This window comes from Pseudoalteromonas sp. 1_2015MBL_MicDiv, assembly GCF_002407505.1.
GTDB lineage: Bacteria > Pseudomonadota > Gammaproteobacteria > Enterobacterales > Alteromonadaceae > Pseudoalteromonas > Pseudoalteromonas fuliginea.
Genome location: NZ_CP012737.1, coordinates 2,840,683 through 2,858,490 on the forward strand (window position 1 = coordinate 2,840,683; position 17,808 = coordinate 2,858,490).

Genomic DNA, 17,808 nt, shown 5'->3' on the forward strand with positions numbered 1-17,808 from the left:
TAGCTCAACTATATGACAGCAAGATGATCACCATTTTCAAAACCATCTTACACCACACAAAAAACCTCACTTTATAAGGAGTGCTAGTAGCTCATAAAGCCTTTCATAACAGTAAAGCACTGCTCACTGTATATGTTTAAAGTAACCCCTGTCACATTTACGTCATAAAATAACTTTAGTTTGCTCGTCATGCCAAAAATCAATGCAGATTTTAACGTTAACAATAAATTAGATATTTCTATATTAGAATCAGAAGCAACTTGAAAGACGGATTTAGACTAGGGGCGAAGCAGCTTTGCTCGGCTTTTACTAAACCTTCTAGGTTACAAGCCTCGCACCGCGATTAAATTGACCATAGATAGAATGAATTTCAATCAAAAAGGTCAGCATGCCCAAGGTCTATAAAGCATGGTTTTTAATAAAGAAAAGCTATTTATTACAACACTCGCTTCATGATTTTTTAGAAGAGACTGAGAAAATATAACGCTGTGTTCAGTAAAGGAACCATTATGAATTTTAGATTAAATAAAACACTTAGCTTACTTGCTAGCTGTTTAATGATTAGCGCCATAACCGCCTGTAGTAACGGTGCTGTAAGTGAGAATGTAAGCATTGAGAAGCAAATAGTTAGCACTGTAGAGCTTGGTCCAAATCAAAATATGCAAGGCTCACAAGGCGCGTGGCTAAGCAATAATAATTGGTTATTAGCAAGTGAAAGCAAAGGGCTAGTACTTGTAAATAGCCAAACAGATACAAACCAAATAATTGCGCCCGGAAATTTTGAATCTCTTTCAGTTAGGGCTTTATCAAGCAACGCTTTTTTAGTGGCGAGTATTGATAACAACCAAGACAATGTAGCTATTTTTAAACTTCAACATGTAAATAAAACATGGCAGTTATCTGAGCTAACCCGAATCATATCACCACAGGCTCAGCCCGACACAGTTTGTTTATTTGCTAATAATATCACGCAGACAGTTACTGCATTTATAGCCGATGTTCGCGGCTTAATTACCGAAACGGCTATTTTTGATACAGCTAAAAATCAGCCCGTCAATGTCAGTATACGAGAATTCCCTGGCGTAAGTGAAGCTGCGGGTTGTGCTGTAAGTGATATTACAAGCACGTTGTTTATTAGCGAATCCAACGTGGGGATTTGGGCTATAAATGCAAATGCTGAATCGCAAGCTGATAAAAAACCAATTGCGCTTGTTGCACCCTTTGGCGAACTTAAAAATGAACTTGGCGCTCTCTTTGCCTCAAGTGATGGCATGATATGGTTTACAAGCACTGAAAATAGCCTCCTATATGCTTATAACCCAATTAGTAATAAATTAAAACACTGGAGGTTAAATACTAATTTAAACCCTGAATCAGCCGCTATCAAGTACACCAGTAATAATACAGCGACTGCGGTTATTTATAATGATACGACTGGGGCTTATATGCAAAGCCAACTATCCGTGAAAAAAATAACGGTTCAAAAAAATAGGCAAAACATAACGCAAATACATGCAAATGCACAAACTACACCTGTAAACGCATTTGGTGATGCCGCCGACGATCCTGCCATTTGGGTAAACCCTAGTGATGCTGAAAACAGCCTTATTTTAGGCACTGATAAACGTCGTGGTTTGATGATTTATAGCTTACAAGGCGCATTAATACAGTCGCTTAACATCGGCCGCTTAAATAATGTTGACGTACGTCAAAGTAAAATAATTCATAATAAGACATGGATAACTGCTAGCAACCGGACGCACAACAGCATTAGTGTCTTTACTATTGAGAATAAAAAAACGGTAAAGTACCTGACTGATATTGCTACAAACCTAGATGAAATTTATGGTATGTGTATGTACTCATCACCCACTGGTGATTATGTATTTGTAAACGATAAATCAGGGCTTTTCCAACAATATAAATTACACAACCAAGCCAATAAAATAACGGGTGAACTAGTACGCGAGTTTAATCTGCCAAGCCAACCTGAAGGCTGTAGCACCGATGATGAAGCAGCACAGCTATATGCTGGCGAAGAGGATGCGGGTATTTGGTATATAGGTGCTGAGCCAAGCACCGGAACAACACCTATCATGCTACAACACATTAATAAGCAATTAGTTGATGATGTAGAAGGGATGGAAATTTATCATGCAGATAACGCACGTTATTTAGTTGTTTCAAGTCAAGGCGATAATAGCTATGTGTTATACGAAATAGGTAATATAACTCAAAACACTGAAGTGCCATCACTCAAATTTAGTGGTAAATTTAGCGTTATTGCTGATTTAAACTCAGGTATTGATGGCACATCAGAAACCGATGGACTAACTGTTACAGCAAAACCTTTACCAGGTTACCCTGAGGGTATTTTAATAGTACAAGATGGTTATAATCGAATGCCGCAGCAACCACAAAACTTTAAAATAATTGATTGGCGAGAAGTTAAAAAAGCCATCAGATAATACGCGCTACCTAATCATTTTATAAAGGCTCACTTGAGCCTTTAAATTGATCTTGTAATTAGATAAATATTACATACATTTTTATACTACAATTTAAACTCATAAATTAATTGAGATTATTATGCGCCTACTACTTACTTTATTACTAATTACTATAAGTGGCTTTGTAACAGCGGAAGAAGAGAAAAAAGTAGAACTCCCCCCTGTCGATCCTGCTTATAAAGCTAAACATCCAATGGTGTTAGTTAATAAAGGCTCGTCTATCATCGCGATGAATTTGCCTACCTATAATTCACCTCATGATGTACAAGTTGTTTATAAAATAGGTAACCCCGATGTGGCGTTTTTAGGCTTTGTCAGAAATGCTGAATTAATCACCGTAAAACCACAAGCATTTAATATTCAACATTTAATGCGTGGTGAAGAAATTACGATTATTGCCGATATTTTTGAAGGCGATTACCAACAAGGTGGTAGTTTAATTTACTCACAAAAAGAACTTGTACTAGGTAAACAGTTGTATGCCAGAGAACTAAAGGGGTTAAGTGAATCATCACAATGGCAAGACTACGACATAATTAACCTAGGCGGCACTGAGCGTATTTATATTCATAAAATTCAACAAGCGCCGAGCTATAACCATCTTATTTTTGTCGATTTAGTTAATGCGTGTATGCAAAAATTCCGCACCTCAAAACGAGTTCCACCTGTAAATGAGCTTACCTATAAATTTGTTAATTGCGGGACACTCAAACCACTTTACTACAATGCAAATGATTTTAAAAAATAGTTACTTATAATCAGTTATAAGCTTAAGCCCCTGCTGCATAGCATCGATTGATTGCCCTGCAAAACCTAAACGAACATGGCTAGGTTGCTCGGGCATTAAACTTCTTACTGAATTAGCAAAATAAAATTCAAATTCTGCTTGTAAATACACGCCTTTACTTTGCATTGCTTGTTTTATATTACTCGTATTTTTATTTAAGTTAACCCACATTGCCATGCCGCCATCAGGCTTTTTATACTCTATTGGTAAACCCTGTGATTGCAGTAACGTTAACGTATTGCCCATTGCTTCATAACGTTGTTTATAGTGCTTAGTCATGCGTTTTAAGTGGCGTTCAAACCCGCCCTCTTGCATAAAATGCGCTACAGCTAACTGCATAACAACATCATTTTTATGATTTACTAACTGCTTCCATGCGATTAACTGTGTTAATACTTCAGGGGCTGCGCAAATGTAGCCAATTCTAGCGCCTGAGAACATAATTTTAGAAAATGTAGATAAGTAAATAATAATCCCAGCGGGATCGTTCCCAGCCATAGGTTGTAATGGCTGACAGCGATAGTGAAATTCGTGATCGTAATCATCCTCTATAATCATTACGCCATACTCATAACATAATTGATAAATTTGCATGCGCCGTGTGGGCGAAAGCGTCACGGTGGTTGGATATTGATGCAGCGGCGTTAAGTACAACATTTTTATTGGATATCGTTTAAGTTGCGCTTTTAAATCATCTACACACAACCCATATTCGTCTTGTTTTATATCTATTAATTGCGCACCACAAGCTGCAAACGCTTTACGTGCTGGCGGATAACCTAAGGTTTCGGCAGCGACAAAATCGCTTTTATTTATAAACGCCTTTGAAATTAAAAATAAAGCTTCTTGTGAGCCATTACATACAAGTAAGTCTGATACTTTTAAACTTCTAGTTTTATGTAGATAATTGCTTATCTGAGTTTTTAGCTCACTCACTCCACTTATATCGCCATAATGAAGTTTACTGGTGTCTAAATGATTAAATACATGGCTCATAGAGCGTTTAAATTCTTTATAGGGAAAGCTATTTAAATCAGGAAGTCCACCTGCGAAATTATATACGTAGTCTTTTAAATTCATTGCCGGAATAGGCACGGCTAACTCTGTAGCAAATTTATAAGGTTTTGGTGTTAAAACTGGCGTGTGCTCACAGTTAGCACTGCTTTGAATTGGCAGTGTTTGAGTGACGCTATACCCAGAGCGTTCATGGGACTCTAGCCATCCTTCGGCTACGAGTAACTGCAATGCGTTCATTATTGTATGGCGATTTAACTGATACGTTTGCGCCATAACTCGAGCAGAACTAAGTTTTGCACCAGGTGCAATATCTCCCTTTACGATAGAACCGCGCAGAGCATCTGCAACTTGTAAGTACTTAGCTTTGTTTAAGCTATTAAATTCAATATTAAGCGGTTGCATGTTACCCCCTTATAACTGGTATAGCTAAAAAGCCAATTCTGGTTGTTTTTACCAAACCAAATTAGCGTACATTTGTTGCTCGCAAATAGCAAAGCTTAGAGGCAATATGTTTACTCAACAGGTACATAAAACAAATAAGGTGATACTAGAGCCATTAAATTATGAGCATTTAAACGACTTATATAAAGCTGGGCAGCATCCAAAAATATGGGAATGGGTATTAAGCAACTATACAAAAACACCCGAACAGTTAAAGGAATGGTTTACCACAAGTGCACAATTTAATAAAAAAGAACAAATTGTATTTGCCATAATAGACATAGCCAGCAAAGAGGTTGTAGGCACTACACGACTATTTAGATTAGATACACATAACTTAAGTGCTGAAATTGGTCATACATTTATAAGCCATCACTGGCAGCAAACTTATATTAATACTCACACGAAATATTTACTGCTTAGCTATGCTTTTGACGCGTTGAATTTAGTGCGAATAACATTTAATACTCACGAACAAAATCAAAAATCTCGAAATGCAATTACTCGACTAGGCGCCCGATTTGAGGGCGTAGCTTATAAAGACAGACTCCTTAGTGATGGGAGTTACAGAAGCACTGCAAAATTTAGCATTATTGACGAGCATTGGCAGAGTATTAAATTACAGTTAGAGGAGAAGCTTTAATGTACCCACCAATACATTTTCAAGAACATAATATTGAACGTTTGCAGGCTTTAGTTAAGCAATTTCCACTTGCAACTATTTTAATGCCCTGCTCGCAAAGTGACTTAAATAATATATGCCAAGTACCTGTATTATATGAGCCCTCACGTAATGTATTTATTGCTCACGTAGCAAAAAATAACCCGCTAGCGCAATGTGATAAACAGTCAGTAAAATTACTCTTTAGTGGCGATAACTGTTATCTATCTCCCTCGTATAGTAATAATAAAACACTGCCGAGCTGGCTTTACTCATCAGTACAAGTAACCGCAAAAGTAGATATTATTAAAAGCGATAATGAGAAAGAAAAAATAATGAGGCAATTAACAACCTATTTTGAGCAAGGCTTTACGCCAATGTGGAGTATTGATGAGGTGCCAAAAAATCACCGTGAAGCTATGTATCAACAACTTAGTTTTATAACGTTTACTCCTATTCACTGGCAAGGAAACTTTAAATTAAATCAAAACAAACCAGTCGATGTAAGAGCAGCTATAAAAAACAGCTTAGCACGTGAAAATAAAGGTAGTATTGCAGCGTTATTTAACTAGCAAAAAACCTTGCTCGCATTCTAATAATTCTTGTTAGGGGCCATTAAAGAGCCCCTTGATTAAAAATCAAACTCAGAAAATTCAAGTAATCTCAGCTAAAATAAGGTTAACTTAAAATTATAATTTACATATCAATTAACCTTTAAACCCGAACTTAATCTAAACAATGAATAGTTAAATAACCCGATTATTAGCAATAGCATTTATTACTCAGGGCCAGACTCTCCATTCAATAGTGGCATTTGATAAGCATCATCCAATTGATAAATATACATACTCACATCAGTAAACACACTATTTCCAGTATCTCTTTGCGGATCAGTTGCAGACTGTGCAGCGTAAACATTGTTGCTCGCTTTCATATAGCCTGACACATTCCAATGTGGTCTTCTGCTATCATCAAAATAATTAGATTCAATAAGTGCTTGCGCCTCATTTGTCGTATTAATCGCGAAATAAGTAATTTCGAGCCAATAATTATTATATAAATGGGCACGTGTTTTACTGCCATCTAATTTAGGATTTCGCCCTGCAGTGTAATTCCAAAAGTTATGATGAAATGTAACTTCTGAATCAGTGACCGCATTAGTATACCAATGCTGGTTACCACATACGAATGGGTTATAGCCGTCAAATTCATTGTGACTTAGCGTAATATTTTTACTGTTTTTGATATCGACATAACCATCAGAAATATTAGAAAAATTAACATGGTCAATAACTATATGGCTTGAACTATTCAAACTGATGCCGTCTCCCCCCTCAACCAAATGAGGATTGATATTGTCAATATTGAGGTTTTTAACAATAATGTTTTTACTATTGCTTAGATCTAATGTCGCGCCAATAATTTTAGCATTGTCACCTAAACCGATTAGGGTTTTATTTGATTTAACACTAATGGAAATATCATTACGTACCTTGTTTACGGTCGTATTTGTTGTACCACCTAATGATGTACAACTTTGTCCCGAATTAGGTATACGATAAAATATTTCTCCTGGATCCTGATACTCAGGACACTCAATAGCACATGCTGCTACGGTTGAACCGCCGGTACGACAATCAATGTGTGTATTATTTGGAATTTGGATAATCGTTGTGTTTGACGATACCAATGCTGATTTTAATGCACTACAGCTCGTTACCGTTATTGAAGACCCTCCTGCGCCTCCTGTCGTTGTTGCTAAACCATCACTGCCTGGAAGTGATGCAAAGCCCGTTACATCAATATTTGAATCGTTCGCGCTATCGCAGCTTCCATTGACTGGGTTTAAGTACCAACGTTGCGAACTAACATTTAAATCATCATTTTGATAAATGTTTGCCCCATTATCACTCCCCGCTACCGTAATTGCCTTATCACTAAAAGCGGAACGAATACTAAATGCCCCCGTAGAATCTTGTAACAATCGCCATTGTTGATTTGATTGCCCAGACGCTGCCCACTGAATAATATTGCCACCATTAGCTTGAGAGCGCTCTGATACATCCAAAAACAAGTCACTATGTGAAGCTTTAATTGTCCAAAAACCATTTCCTAAATCATTAAAGATAAATTGCTGATTTGTTCCGCTATTTTTTGCATAAGAGATGATATTAGCACCAGACTCTCTTGATTTTTTATCAACATCAATCGCTTTATCTGAACTAAAGTTAACAATTTGATACCGTTGATTATTTTTTGGTAGAGCTTTACAGTTTTCTGCTTTTGCCTGTGTTGATATTAAATTTAACAACATCATCGAAAGTGCAATTTTACTTACATTTTTTATATTCAAGAATTTCATAATTTTCCTCATACTTTTTGATATAAACGAAAACTTAGGCAAAGCAAGAAAATAAAAAAACAATGCCACCGGTAGCATAATTGCACAACAAAACCAAACGTCAACATTTTATTAACATTCACTGTCATTATATCTTTTTAAAGTTAGGTTTAAATAGTCAATCTGTACCCAACTATTTTAAACGCTCTTCTTAAATGCGAGTTCTTCCGAACGTGTGTTTTATTTATTCAAACTACGAGGGTCGTATTATTTAAAATGGTCTTGAAATCGACTTAAGGTGATACTTGCTCTTAAATTGAAATGATTGAAATAAAGTTCTAGCAAGTTTATTACTAATTACGCCTATAAAAACATGCTATAAATATAAAAAAAGGCCCTTTCGAGCCTTTGGATTAACTTTGGAATAGTTAAAAATTTTTAAATTAGGTAAGCGTTAATAGCTGTGGAGCAACGCTATGATAGTCAACAGCCATAGCAATACTTAACGCTGTAATATTAATAATTGAAAATGCGAACACTTTACGTGCCCAACTGCTCATATCAATATTACGACGATAACCACGTAGCGCCATTAGCAACCACCAAAAGCTGGTGATGCACGCAACAGCCATAAAGGCCACGCCGGTGTATCCACTAATAGGCAGTAACATCACCACTAAGGCGTATACAGCAATATAAAGCACAATGTGGCGCTTTGCTTTATCAATACCTTGCGCAACGGGTAATACAGGAATACCTGCAGCTTGGTAATCTTTAAAGCGAAAAATAGCGATGGCGTAAGAGTGCGGCATTTGCCACAAGCTAAACATAACAAGCAGTATTAATGCGCCCATATCGAACTGCCCTGTTACGGCGCAGTAACCTACTACTGGCGGTACAGCGCCTGAAAGGCTACCTACAAATGTGCCATATACTGAGTTACGTTTCATGTAGAGGCTATAAACCCCTACATAAATTACGTAGCCAAAGGCTGCAAAAAATACTGCGGCTTGAGTGGTGTAGGCGATAAGTAAACCAAAGCCCACAACACCCAATAAAATACCGTGACTAAGTGCAGCAAAGGCCGACATTTCGCCTGTTACTGTTACTCGCGTACGAGTACGCGCCATGGCTACATCTATATCTCTATCTATAACATTGTTGATAGCACAACCTGATGCAACCACTAGTGACAAACCAATTAATGTGGCAATCATTAACCATGGGTCTATATCACCGCGCGAGGCAAGTAAAAACCCACCCGCTACGCTGATCAAATTGCCCATAATAATACCCGGCTTTGTCACTGATAAATAACGACGAAACATCTTCAACTCCTAGTACATCATCATTGCGTTAGATTCATAAATGATCCAAACAGATAACCCAACAACCATTACGATGATCAGAGCACTGAATAGGAATGAGAATGTACTTGCACGACCATCTTCGGTGGTAAAATTAAGGTGTAAAAAGTACTTTAAATGCACCCAAATTTGTACGATTGCTAAAGTAACAATGCTCCAAAGCGTTGTTGCTTTTGAGAAGTCACCTTCCATAACCATATAAAACGGTATAGCAGTTAAAATTACCGATAGTACAAAGCCAATTAAGTAAGTTTTAACACTCCCATGAGATTCATCATGATGATCACTTTGCGTTTGCTTTAACGCATGCGTTTCGCTGTGGCTCATTACATTGCTCCCATCAAATAAACAACGGTAAATACACAAATCCAAACAATGTCTAAGAAGTGCCAAAATAGGCTTAAGCAGCTTAAACGCGTTACGGTTGCTTTACCTAAACCACGTTTAGCAACTTCTATCATCATTATGGTCATCCAAATCAGCCCAGCAGTTACATGTAATCCATGTAAGCCGACCAATGAGAAAAACGATGTTAAAAAGGCACTTTGTTGTGGGCCATTACCATGCACAATTAGGTGATGAAATTCGTATACTTCCATACCAATAAACACTGCACCTAAACAAAACGTAACAAATAACCAAGTCAGTGTTAGTGCCTTTTTTTGCCCTTGAGCGGCAATCATGGCAAAACCAAAGGTAATACTACTAATCAGTAGTGCTGCAGTTTCTACTGCTACAAAGTCGAGTTCAAAAATATCTTTACCCGATACACCACCGGCTGTGTTCATAAATAACACAGCGTAAGTGGCAAAAAATGAGGCAAACAGTAGGCAATCGGTCATTAGGTATAACCAAAAACCAAATATCGTATCGCCAGATGTGTCGTGATGATCATGCGCGTGGGCATGAGCATCATGCGATACTGATTCTAAATTTGCAGAAAGTGTACTCACGCTTTTAGCTCCTTAATGCCACTTGAATTATATGCAGCTTCAATGCGTGCAATTTCATCAGGTTGTATATAGTAATCAACATCGCTGGTGTAACAACGTTTGATAAATATGGCAATCCCGCCCACTAGACCAACAACAGCTAACCACCAAATATGCCAAATCATTGCAAAACAAAATACTGTTAAGCTTGCTGCCATGAACACGCCAGCTGATGTGTTTTTAGGCATATGAATAGGGCTGTAGTTTGCTTTATCTTGATATGCTTGGCCTTTTTCTTTCATGTCGGTCCATGCATCAATATCATCGATGTGTGGAATTGTTGCAAAGTTATAAATTTGCGGAGGTGAACTTGTAGCCCACTCAAGTGTGTGGCCGTTCCACGGATCGCCTGTTGTATCGTCAAGCGCTTCACGGTCTCTAAAGCTCACATATAATTGAATTACTTGGCTAACAATACCAAACATAATAATTACAGCACCGCCTGCGGCAATGTATAACCATATGTTCCAATCTGGGTTGTTAGTGTGGTTTAAACGACGTGTCATACCTAAGAAACCAAGTACGTACAACGGCATAAATGCAACGAAGAAACCGATAATCCAACACCAAAATGATGCTTTGCCCCATTTTTCGTTAAGTTTAAAGCCCATTGCTTTAGGGAACCAAAATACAAAACCAGCAAGGTAGCCAAATACAGCACCACCAATAATGGTGTTATGAAAATGTGCAATTAAGAATAAGCTGTTATGCAGTACGTAATCAGCACCAGGAATGGCAAGTAATACACCGGTCATACCGCCTACGGTAAAGGTAACCATAAAGCCAAGTGTCCAAAGTACCGGTACGCTAATACGTAAACGACCTCTGTAAATAGTAAATAACCAGTTAAACAACTTAACCCCAGTTGGTACGGCAATAACCATGGTCATTACCCCAAAGAACGCGTTAACATTAGCACTCGACCCCATGGTAAAGAAGTGATGTAACCAAACAATAAAGCCTAAAATTGAGATTGCACCGCTGGCGTAAACCATCGATTTATAACCAAATAAACGCTTACCTGCAAAGGTCGAAATAATTTCAGAAAAAATACCAAACGCTGGTAATACTAATATGTATACCTCAGGATGACCCCATGCCCAAAATAGGTTGATGTACATCATGGCGTTACCGCCCAATTCATTGGTAAAGAAGTGAAAGTCGAGATAACGGTCAAGCGTTAGCATTGCAAGTACAGCAGTTAAAATTGGGAATGATGCTGCAATTAAGATGTTTGCCCACGTACATGTCCATGTGAAAATTGGCATTTTCATTAGGGTCATACCTGGTGCACGCATTTTAAACACGGTTGCTAAAAAGTTTACTGCTGTTAAAAGTGTACCGAGCCCGGATATTTGCAAGGCCCAAATATAATAATCGACCCCCACCCCAGGGCTAAAGGTCAACTCCGAAAGCGGCGGATATGCCACCCAACCTGTTTTTGCAAACTCACCAAACACAAGTGATAAGTTAATTAAAATTGCACCACTGGCTGTAAACCAAAAACTTAAATTATTTAAAAATGGGAAAGCAACATCGCGAGCACCAATTTGCAGTGGTAGAACAATGTTCATTAAACCAATCATAAATGGCATAGCCATAAATATGATCATAATTACGCCGTGGGCAGTAAATATTTGGTCGTAGTGTTCAGGTGGTAAATAACCGGGCGCACCACTAGTAGCAAGTGCCAACTGCGCACGCATCATTATTGCATCAGAAAAACCACGAAACAGCATTATTAGTGCTAAAAGAATATACATTACGCCTAAGCGTTTGTGATCAACAGACGTGATCCAGTCGCGCCAAAGCACGCCCCATTTTTTATACTTTGTAATAAGCCCGGCAATAATAAGCCCAGCTATCGCAATAACCGACATCGTGAACACAAGAATTGGCTCATGAAACGGAATTGCGTCGAGTGAAAGATTACCTAATAACGACATTATTATTCCTCGCCTTGGCTGTGAGATGAAGGCATTGAGTGCTCATTCATTTCATGATGCTTTTTACTCATTTGCCCATGTTCGCCCATTGCATGGTGTTTTTTGTTCATATCGCCATGCGCCTGCATGTATTTCATCACGATGGTATGAAATAAGCCGTCATCAACTTTTCCGTAATATGCTACTGGGTTATTTTCGCTTGCTTTTGCAAGCTCAACATAATTTGCATGAGTCAGGTTATTAGCGCTTGAATTCGCTTTCACATCACTCACCCACTTATCAAAGTCTGCTTGAGTAGGTGTAGCAATGGCATTAAATTTCATGCCAGTGAAACCTGCGCCGCTGTAATTTGCTGAAAAGCCTTTAAACGTACCTGGCTCATTTGCAATTAAGTGAAGCTTGGTTTCCATGCCAGCCATTGAGTATATTTGACTACCCAATTGCGGAATAAAAAATGAATTCATTGTGCTCTGTGAAGTGATTTTATATTCAACAGGTACATTTGCTGGGAACACTAATTCATTAACCGTAGCAATACCTTGCTCAGGATATATAAATAGCCATTTCCAGTTTAATGACACCACTTCAACAGTAAGATGCTTACCTTTACCTTCAATTGGTTTGTAAGGGTCTAGCTCTTGGGTAGACTGCCAGGTAATTACACCTAAAATGATCACAATAACAATAGGAACAGCCCAAACTGCGGCTTCAATTTTATTTGAATGAGCCCATTTTGGAGCATAAATTTCATGAGTTTGCGTGTCTCTATATTTCCATGCGAAATACAAAGTCATCACAATAACGGGAACGACTACAAGCAACATAAGCACGGTTGCGATGATGATTAAATTTTTCTCATCTATGCCTATCTGCCCTTTTGGATCGAGTATCCCGCCTTTACAGCCTGACAACGCCAGCACTGTACTAGCTAAAGCAATATTACAAAGGTTACGAATTAACAAGGGAGTATCCTACAAACCTAAAAGTTCTAATTTGCTGCTTTAAATAAAAAACAAAGCAACGATTTTTCAATAAAAACCCAAGTTAACTAGAATTAAATTATAAAAATAAGGGGGCTATTCAAAACCTAGAGCTCATGCCATTAATGACCTAGCAACAAACCCAGCTTTCTAAACGCATTTATATAACGTAATAAAAATTAACTTGGGTGAGTGGTGGTTGGCTGAAATGTGTTTAAAAAACACGGAGCTACTTTGTTTTAGCTAACCTTAATTATTTACAGCAAGAACAAATAATTAAAACCAGCAACAAGATGCAGCGTTACAGGCAACCTGTAAAGCTAGGTGGAGCACGACAACCATGTGAAGAGATCACAGGCTGAAGAACTTTAGCCTCGCTAAAAGCAAAGGCTGCTTTACGGAGGATTATGCCAGCACGACGTGCTGGACAAATATGGAACAATAACCAACAAAGGCCAATAAGTAACTGACTTGATATGATCGGATGAGCTAAAAATTGCGCAAGATTAAGTAACAGTGGCTCTACAATAAACCCATCACTTAATAGCGCTTCAAGCTTGAAGACATCCTCTAATGCACCGCTTAGCAACATTACAGTGTTAAACACTAATAAAGTTATAGCTACACACACGCCCTTGCCTGCTTTATTCAAGCGTTCACACGTCTGCGGCTCGCCAGAGGCAAGTTCCGTATTTGTATGATGCAACGAAAGTGTGTTCAAAGACATTAACCTACTAAAATGACTATCACAAAATTAGAGTAATACAGTTTGCAATGGAAAAATTTTAAAAACATTGCTGTTGTAAGCCCTAAAGCCAGGTGCTAAATACAATCAAATCCAGCTAGCACATATTTACCTAGCGAAAATTGATCCGTATCAACCAAACTTTCAAAACTTACTGAAAGTTCGAACGTGAGTATAACAAAGAGAATTTTCTGTTCAACTAAAAATCAATTAATTTGAGTTAAGCTTTCGAAGCTATTTTGTTAATAAAAAATAACACGATAAAAAACATTTGGTTAGCTAAAATAAAAAACAATTTAAAGAGAAATATTTAATAGGATTATAGGTATTTAGGTTTTTAGGTTTTTAGGTTTTTAGGTTTTTAGGTTTTTAGGAGGGAGTAATAATTGTGTGGCACAAATAAAAACAGCCCAAATTCAGTCACCACCGAACATGAGCCGCCTTTCACACTGACAACATCTTCACACACAATATAAAGATTCTTGGTTTACATTACGTGGCAATTGAAAGGAAATAAAAACAACCCAAATTCAGTCACCACCGAACTTGAGTTGCCTTTCACACTGACAACATCTTCACACACAATATAAAGATTTTTGGTTTACATTACGTGGCAATTGAAAGTAAATAAAAACAACTCAAATTCAGTCACCACCGAACTTGAGTTGCCTTTCACACTGACAACATCTTCACACACAATATAAAGATTTTTGGTTTACATTACGTGGCAATTGTAGGGAATAAAAACAACTCAAATTCAGTCACCACCAAACTTGAGTTGCCTTTCACACTGACAACATCTTCACACACAATATAAAGATTCTTGGTTTACACTACGTGGCAATTGTAGGGAATAAAAACAACTCAAACTCGTTCTTTATGGAAGTGAATCCACCGAACTTGAGTTGCCTTTCACACTGACAACATCTTCACACACAATATAAAGATTCTTGGCTTACACTGCGTGGCAATTGAAAGGAAATAAAAACAACCCAAACTCGTTCTTTATGGAAGTGAATCCACCGAACTTGAGTTGCCTTTCACACTGACAACATCTTCACACACAATATAAAGATTCTTTTAAGCGAGGCTAAGTTGCCTCAAGCTTATGACTAGAGCCTTGCTCTGTGTCTATGATTAAACTTTAGAGTGTTAGCTCCAATTTGACAAACGAGAAAAATAAACCTAATAGGTGAAAAAAACTAAACTATATACCTTTGTCTAATACATTTAGATTGGATTGCTTTGGAAGCTATGATGTTGAGGCGTTTTACAGACACAAAAAAAGCGCTATAAAGCGCTTTTTAATATTTAAGACAGACTTAAATAATTTGGTTTTCTTTCCAGGCTTGCTCTTTTGCTAAACGGTTTTTGCGTTTATCACATGGATCATCGCAATCACAGGCTTTATCAATACCAACCGAACCTAAACCACCACAGCTGCTTGCCATAGATTTTTTTTGCACGATCATACCAACGGCCATAGCCGAAACTATCAAAATTAGTAAGCCAAAAGTAAGAAGAAAAAGTGACATTGCTTAGCCCCTATTGATCAGCAATAAATTAAGCTCAAAACATTGTTGAGCGACTGCTATTATATACCCAAATAACGTGGAAATAAACAAGCCCGCGCCTTACTATAAATAAGGTTTAAATGCAGGGCTTGAGTATGTTATTAAACCGTCTTTCGATTTAGCGATTAAATATACAGGTAAGTCATGCTCCTGAGCATAAGCTTGCGCTTTATCCATGCCCATAACGGTTAATGCTGTCGCTAAACCATCAGCTGTCATAGCACTTGGATGAAGCACGGTTACCGATACTAGGTCATGCTTAGTTGGCATTCCTGTTGTTGGGTCAATTAAATGAGTATAAATTTCACCATTCATCTCATAAAAAATCCGGTAATCACCTGACGTTGCAATACCATTAGTACCAGGCGTTAAAATACGGTGTACTTTACGCTCTCCAGGTTGTGCATCTGGTTGCTCTATAGCTATTACCCAATCTTTATTATTTGGCTTTTCGCCTGCAATTCGAAGCTCACCGCCAATTTCAACCATGTAGTTGGTAATATTGTGGCTTTCTAATAATTGCGCCACCTTATCAATACCATAGCCTTTAGCTGTTGCCGAAAACGATAACTCTAAACCATCCACTGTTTTAGCTAAACCTTGAGCTGTTAGCGTAAGTTTATCAAGGCCTATATTTTTAATCATACTTACAAGCTCTTCATCGCTTGGCCGTTTAGTTGGTTTTTTATCTGGGCCAAAACCCCATAAATCAATTAAAGGTCCCATAGTGACATCAAGTGTTTTGGTTGACTCACCTAACCGAATAGACTCAGATATAACAGCTCTAAAATCTTCACTAATCGGCATAACCTGATTTGCTGGTAATCTGTTGAATGTATTTATCTCAGAGTCTTCTATGTAAGTAGACATAGATTGGTTCACGTCTTTTAAAACAGCGTCTATTTGCGACTGTAATTGTGAGGCCGACAGCTGAGCTTGCTCGTCATAGTATTTAATATGATAAGTGGTCCCCATAGTTTTACCTTCTAAAAAGGTCTCTTTTAACTCAGGCTTTTCACCACACCCAGACAATAATAAGGTCAGTGTAATTAGCAAAAAAGCCATTATGCCTTGTGAAGTACGTACTCGATTCATAGCTGCTCTACTTAATGGATTAAAAAATTAAAGAATAAAAAAGCCTCGTAACACAAGTGCTACGAGGCTGGTATTTTAACCAAAACTAAACTGTTTTGGTATGAGTGTTAGCCACCGAAGTCATCTAGTAAGATATTTTCGTCTTCAACACCTAAATCTTTAAGCATAGTAATAACTGCCGCGTTCATCATTGGAGGACCACACATGTAGTACTCACAATCTTCCGGCGCTTCATGATCTTTAAGATAGTTCTCAAATAACACGTTATGGATAAAGCCAGTATAGCCTTCCCAGTTATCTTCAGGTTGTGGATCTGAAAGCGCTGTATGCCATACGAAGTTAGGATTCTCAGCGGCTAAGCCGTCAAAATCTTCTACGTAGAACATTTCACGTTCAGAACGTGCACCATACCAAAAGCTCATCTTACGTTTAGAGTTCAAACGTTTAAGTTGGTCAAAGATATGAGAACGCATTGGCGCCATACCAGCACCACCACCAACAAATACCATTTCTGCATCGGTGTCTTTAGCGAAAAACTCACCAAATGGACCAGAAATAGTTACTTTATCGCCAGCTGTAAGTGACCAAATGTACGAAGACATTTTACCACACGGCAAGCTAAGGTTTCTTGGCGGCGGAGCAGCAATACGCACGTTAAGCATAATGATGCCTTCTTCTTCTGGGTAGTTAGCCATTGAGTAAGCACGAATAGTTTCTTCGTCTACTTTTGACTCCAGATCGAAGAAACCAAAGTGGTTCCAATCACCACGATATTCTTCAGGAACATCGAAATCTGCATATTTAACGTGATGAGGTGGCGCTTCGATTTGGATGTAACCACCCGCACGGAACGGTACTGACTCACCATCTGGAATTTGAAGCTTAAGTTCTTTAATGAACGTTGCTTTGTTATCGTTAGAGATAACTTCACAATCCCACTTCTTAACACCGAAAATTGACTCTTCAAGCTCAATTTCCATGTCGTTTTTAACATTTACCTGACACGCTAAACGACAGCCTTCACGGGCTTCGCCTTTAGATATGTGATCAAGCTCAGTTGGCAGGATATCGCCACCACCTTCTTTAATGTGTACACGACACTGGCCACAAGAGCCACCGCCACCACATGCAGATGATACAAATATACCTGACTCAGATAATGCACTTAAAAGCTTATTACCTGCTGATGTAGTAATGGCTTTATCTTTATCACCATTAATACCGATGATGATATCACCGCTTGCAACTAACTGAGATTTAGCACCAATGATGACTAAAACCAGTAGTACAACGATAGCGATAAAAACACCAACGCCTAAGAAAATCTGATAATCCATGATTTATCCTCGCTA

The 17,808-nt window shown here is 38.0% G+C and carries 15 protein-coding genes; 4 read left to right on the top strand and 11 right to left on the bottom strand.

Going from position 1 to position 17,808, the window contains the following annotated elements:
• The first annotated feature begins 509 nt into the window (after nucleotides 1-509).
• On the top strand, nucleotides 510-2,468 hold the full coding sequence (locus tag AOR04_RS12710) for a phytase (RefSeq protein WP_096793548.1): 1,959 nt from the start codon (nucleotides 510-512) through the stop codon (nucleotides 2,466-2,468).
• A gap of 121 nt (nucleotides 2,469-2,589) precedes the next feature.
• A complete protein-coding gene (locus tag AOR04_RS12715; RefSeq protein ID WP_007376147.1) occupies nucleotides 2,590-3,258 on the top strand; it encodes a hypothetical protein in 669 nt (222 codons plus the stop codon).
• Here AOR04_RS12715 and pdxR read toward each other — a convergent pair whose 3' ends face one another.
• Nucleotides 3,259-4,716 (bottom strand): MocR-like pyridoxine biosynthesis transcription factor PdxR, encoded by a 1,458-nt coding sequence (gene pdxR, locus AOR04_RS12720; RefSeq protein ID WP_096793549.1) that lies wholly within the window; start codon nucleotides 4,714-4,716, stop codon nucleotides 3,259-3,261.
• A 106-nt stretch (nucleotides 4,717-4,822) separates the two neighbouring features.
• Between pdxR and AOR04_RS12725 the strand changes: the two genes are divergently transcribed.
• Both AOR04_RS12725 and AOR04_RS12730 read left to right on the top strand, forming a co-directional pair.
• A complete protein-coding gene (locus tag AOR04_RS12725) occupies nucleotides 4,823-5,398 on the top strand; it encodes a GNAT family N-acetyltransferase (protein WP_096793550.1) in 576 nt (191 codons plus the stop codon).
• Complete coding sequence (locus AOR04_RS12730; RefSeq protein WP_096793551.1) at nucleotides 5,398-5,988, top strand: FMN-binding negative transcriptional regulator; 591 nt, start codon at nucleotides 5,398-5,400, stop codon at nucleotides 5,986-5,988. Before AOR04_RS12725 ends, AOR04_RS12730 begins: the two co-directional genes overlap by 1 nt.
• A gap of 206 nt (nucleotides 5,989-6,194) precedes the next feature.
• Here AOR04_RS12730 and AOR04_RS12735 read toward each other — a convergent pair whose 3' ends face one another.
• From AOR04_RS12735 to nqrF, 10 genes are all read right to left on the bottom strand, one after another.
• Nucleotides 6,195-7,778 carry an RICIN domain-containing protein gene (locus AOR04_RS12735; protein WP_007376143.1) on the bottom strand — a complete coding sequence of 528 codons (1,584 nt, stop codon included), beginning with the start codon at nucleotides 7,776-7,778 and terminating at the stop codon, nucleotides 6,195-6,197.
• A gap of 422 nt (nucleotides 7,779-8,200) precedes the next feature.
• A complete protein-coding gene (gene cyoE / locus AOR04_RS12740) occupies nucleotides 8,201-9,085 on the bottom strand; it encodes a heme o synthase (protein WP_007376142.1) in 885 nt (294 codons plus the stop codon).
• 9 nt (nucleotides 9,086-9,094) lie between these two features.
• On the bottom strand, nucleotides 9,095-9,451 hold the full coding sequence (gene cyoD / locus AOR04_RS12745; RefSeq protein WP_002958101.1) for a cytochrome o ubiquinol oxidase subunit IV: 357 nt from the start codon (nucleotides 9,449-9,451) through the stop codon (nucleotides 9,095-9,097).
• Entirely contained in the window at nucleotides 9,451-10,077 is a 627-nt protein-coding gene (cyoC, locus tag AOR04_RS12750) for a cytochrome o ubiquinol oxidase subunit III (protein ID WP_096793552.1), read from the bottom strand. The genes cyoD and cyoC overlap by 1 nt, the downstream gene beginning before the upstream one ends.
• Nucleotides 10,074-12,062, bottom strand: coding sequence for a cytochrome o ubiquinol oxidase subunit I (cyoB, locus tag AOR04_RS12755; protein ID WP_096793553.1), 1,989 nt, complete (start codon nucleotides 12,060-12,062; stop codon nucleotides 10,074-10,076). Before cyoB ends, cyoC begins: the two co-directional genes overlap by 4 nt.
• A 2-nt stretch (nucleotides 12,063-12,064) precedes the next feature.
• A complete protein-coding gene (cyoA, locus tag AOR04_RS12760; protein ID WP_096793554.1) occupies nucleotides 12,065-13,024 on the bottom strand; it encodes a ubiquinol oxidase subunit II in 960 nt (319 codons plus the stop codon).
• A 319-nt stretch (nucleotides 13,025-13,343) separates the two neighbouring features.
• Nucleotides 13,344-13,763: a hypothetical protein gene (locus AOR04_RS12765; RefSeq protein WP_096793555.1), complete on the bottom strand. Its 420-nt coding sequence runs from the start codon at nucleotides 13,761-13,763 to the stop codon at nucleotides 13,344-13,346.
• A 1,346-nt stretch (nucleotides 13,764-15,109) separates the two neighbouring features.
• Nucleotides 15,110-15,322 carry a (Na+)-NQR maturation NqrM gene (gene nqrM / locus AOR04_RS12770; RefSeq protein WP_007376137.1) on the bottom strand — a complete coding sequence of 71 codons (213 nt, stop codon included), beginning with the start codon at nucleotides 15,320-15,322 and terminating at the stop codon, nucleotides 15,110-15,112.
• Nucleotides 15,323-15,424: 102 nt separating this feature from the next.
• Nucleotides 15,425-16,456 (bottom strand): FAD:protein FMN transferase, encoded by a 1,032-nt coding sequence (locus AOR04_RS12775; RefSeq protein WP_096793556.1) that lies wholly within the window; start codon nucleotides 16,454-16,456, stop codon nucleotides 15,425-15,427.
• 107 nt (nucleotides 16,457-16,563) lie between these two features.
• The gene (gene nqrF / locus AOR04_RS12780; protein ID WP_096793557.1) at nucleotides 16,564-17,793 is read right to left on the bottom strand and encodes an NADH:ubiquinone reductase (Na(+)-transporting) subunit F; all 1,230 of its coding nucleotides are present in this window, start codon (nucleotides 17,791-17,793) and stop codon (nucleotides 16,564-16,566) included.
• Nucleotides 17,794-17,808 lie beyond the last annotated feature (15 nt).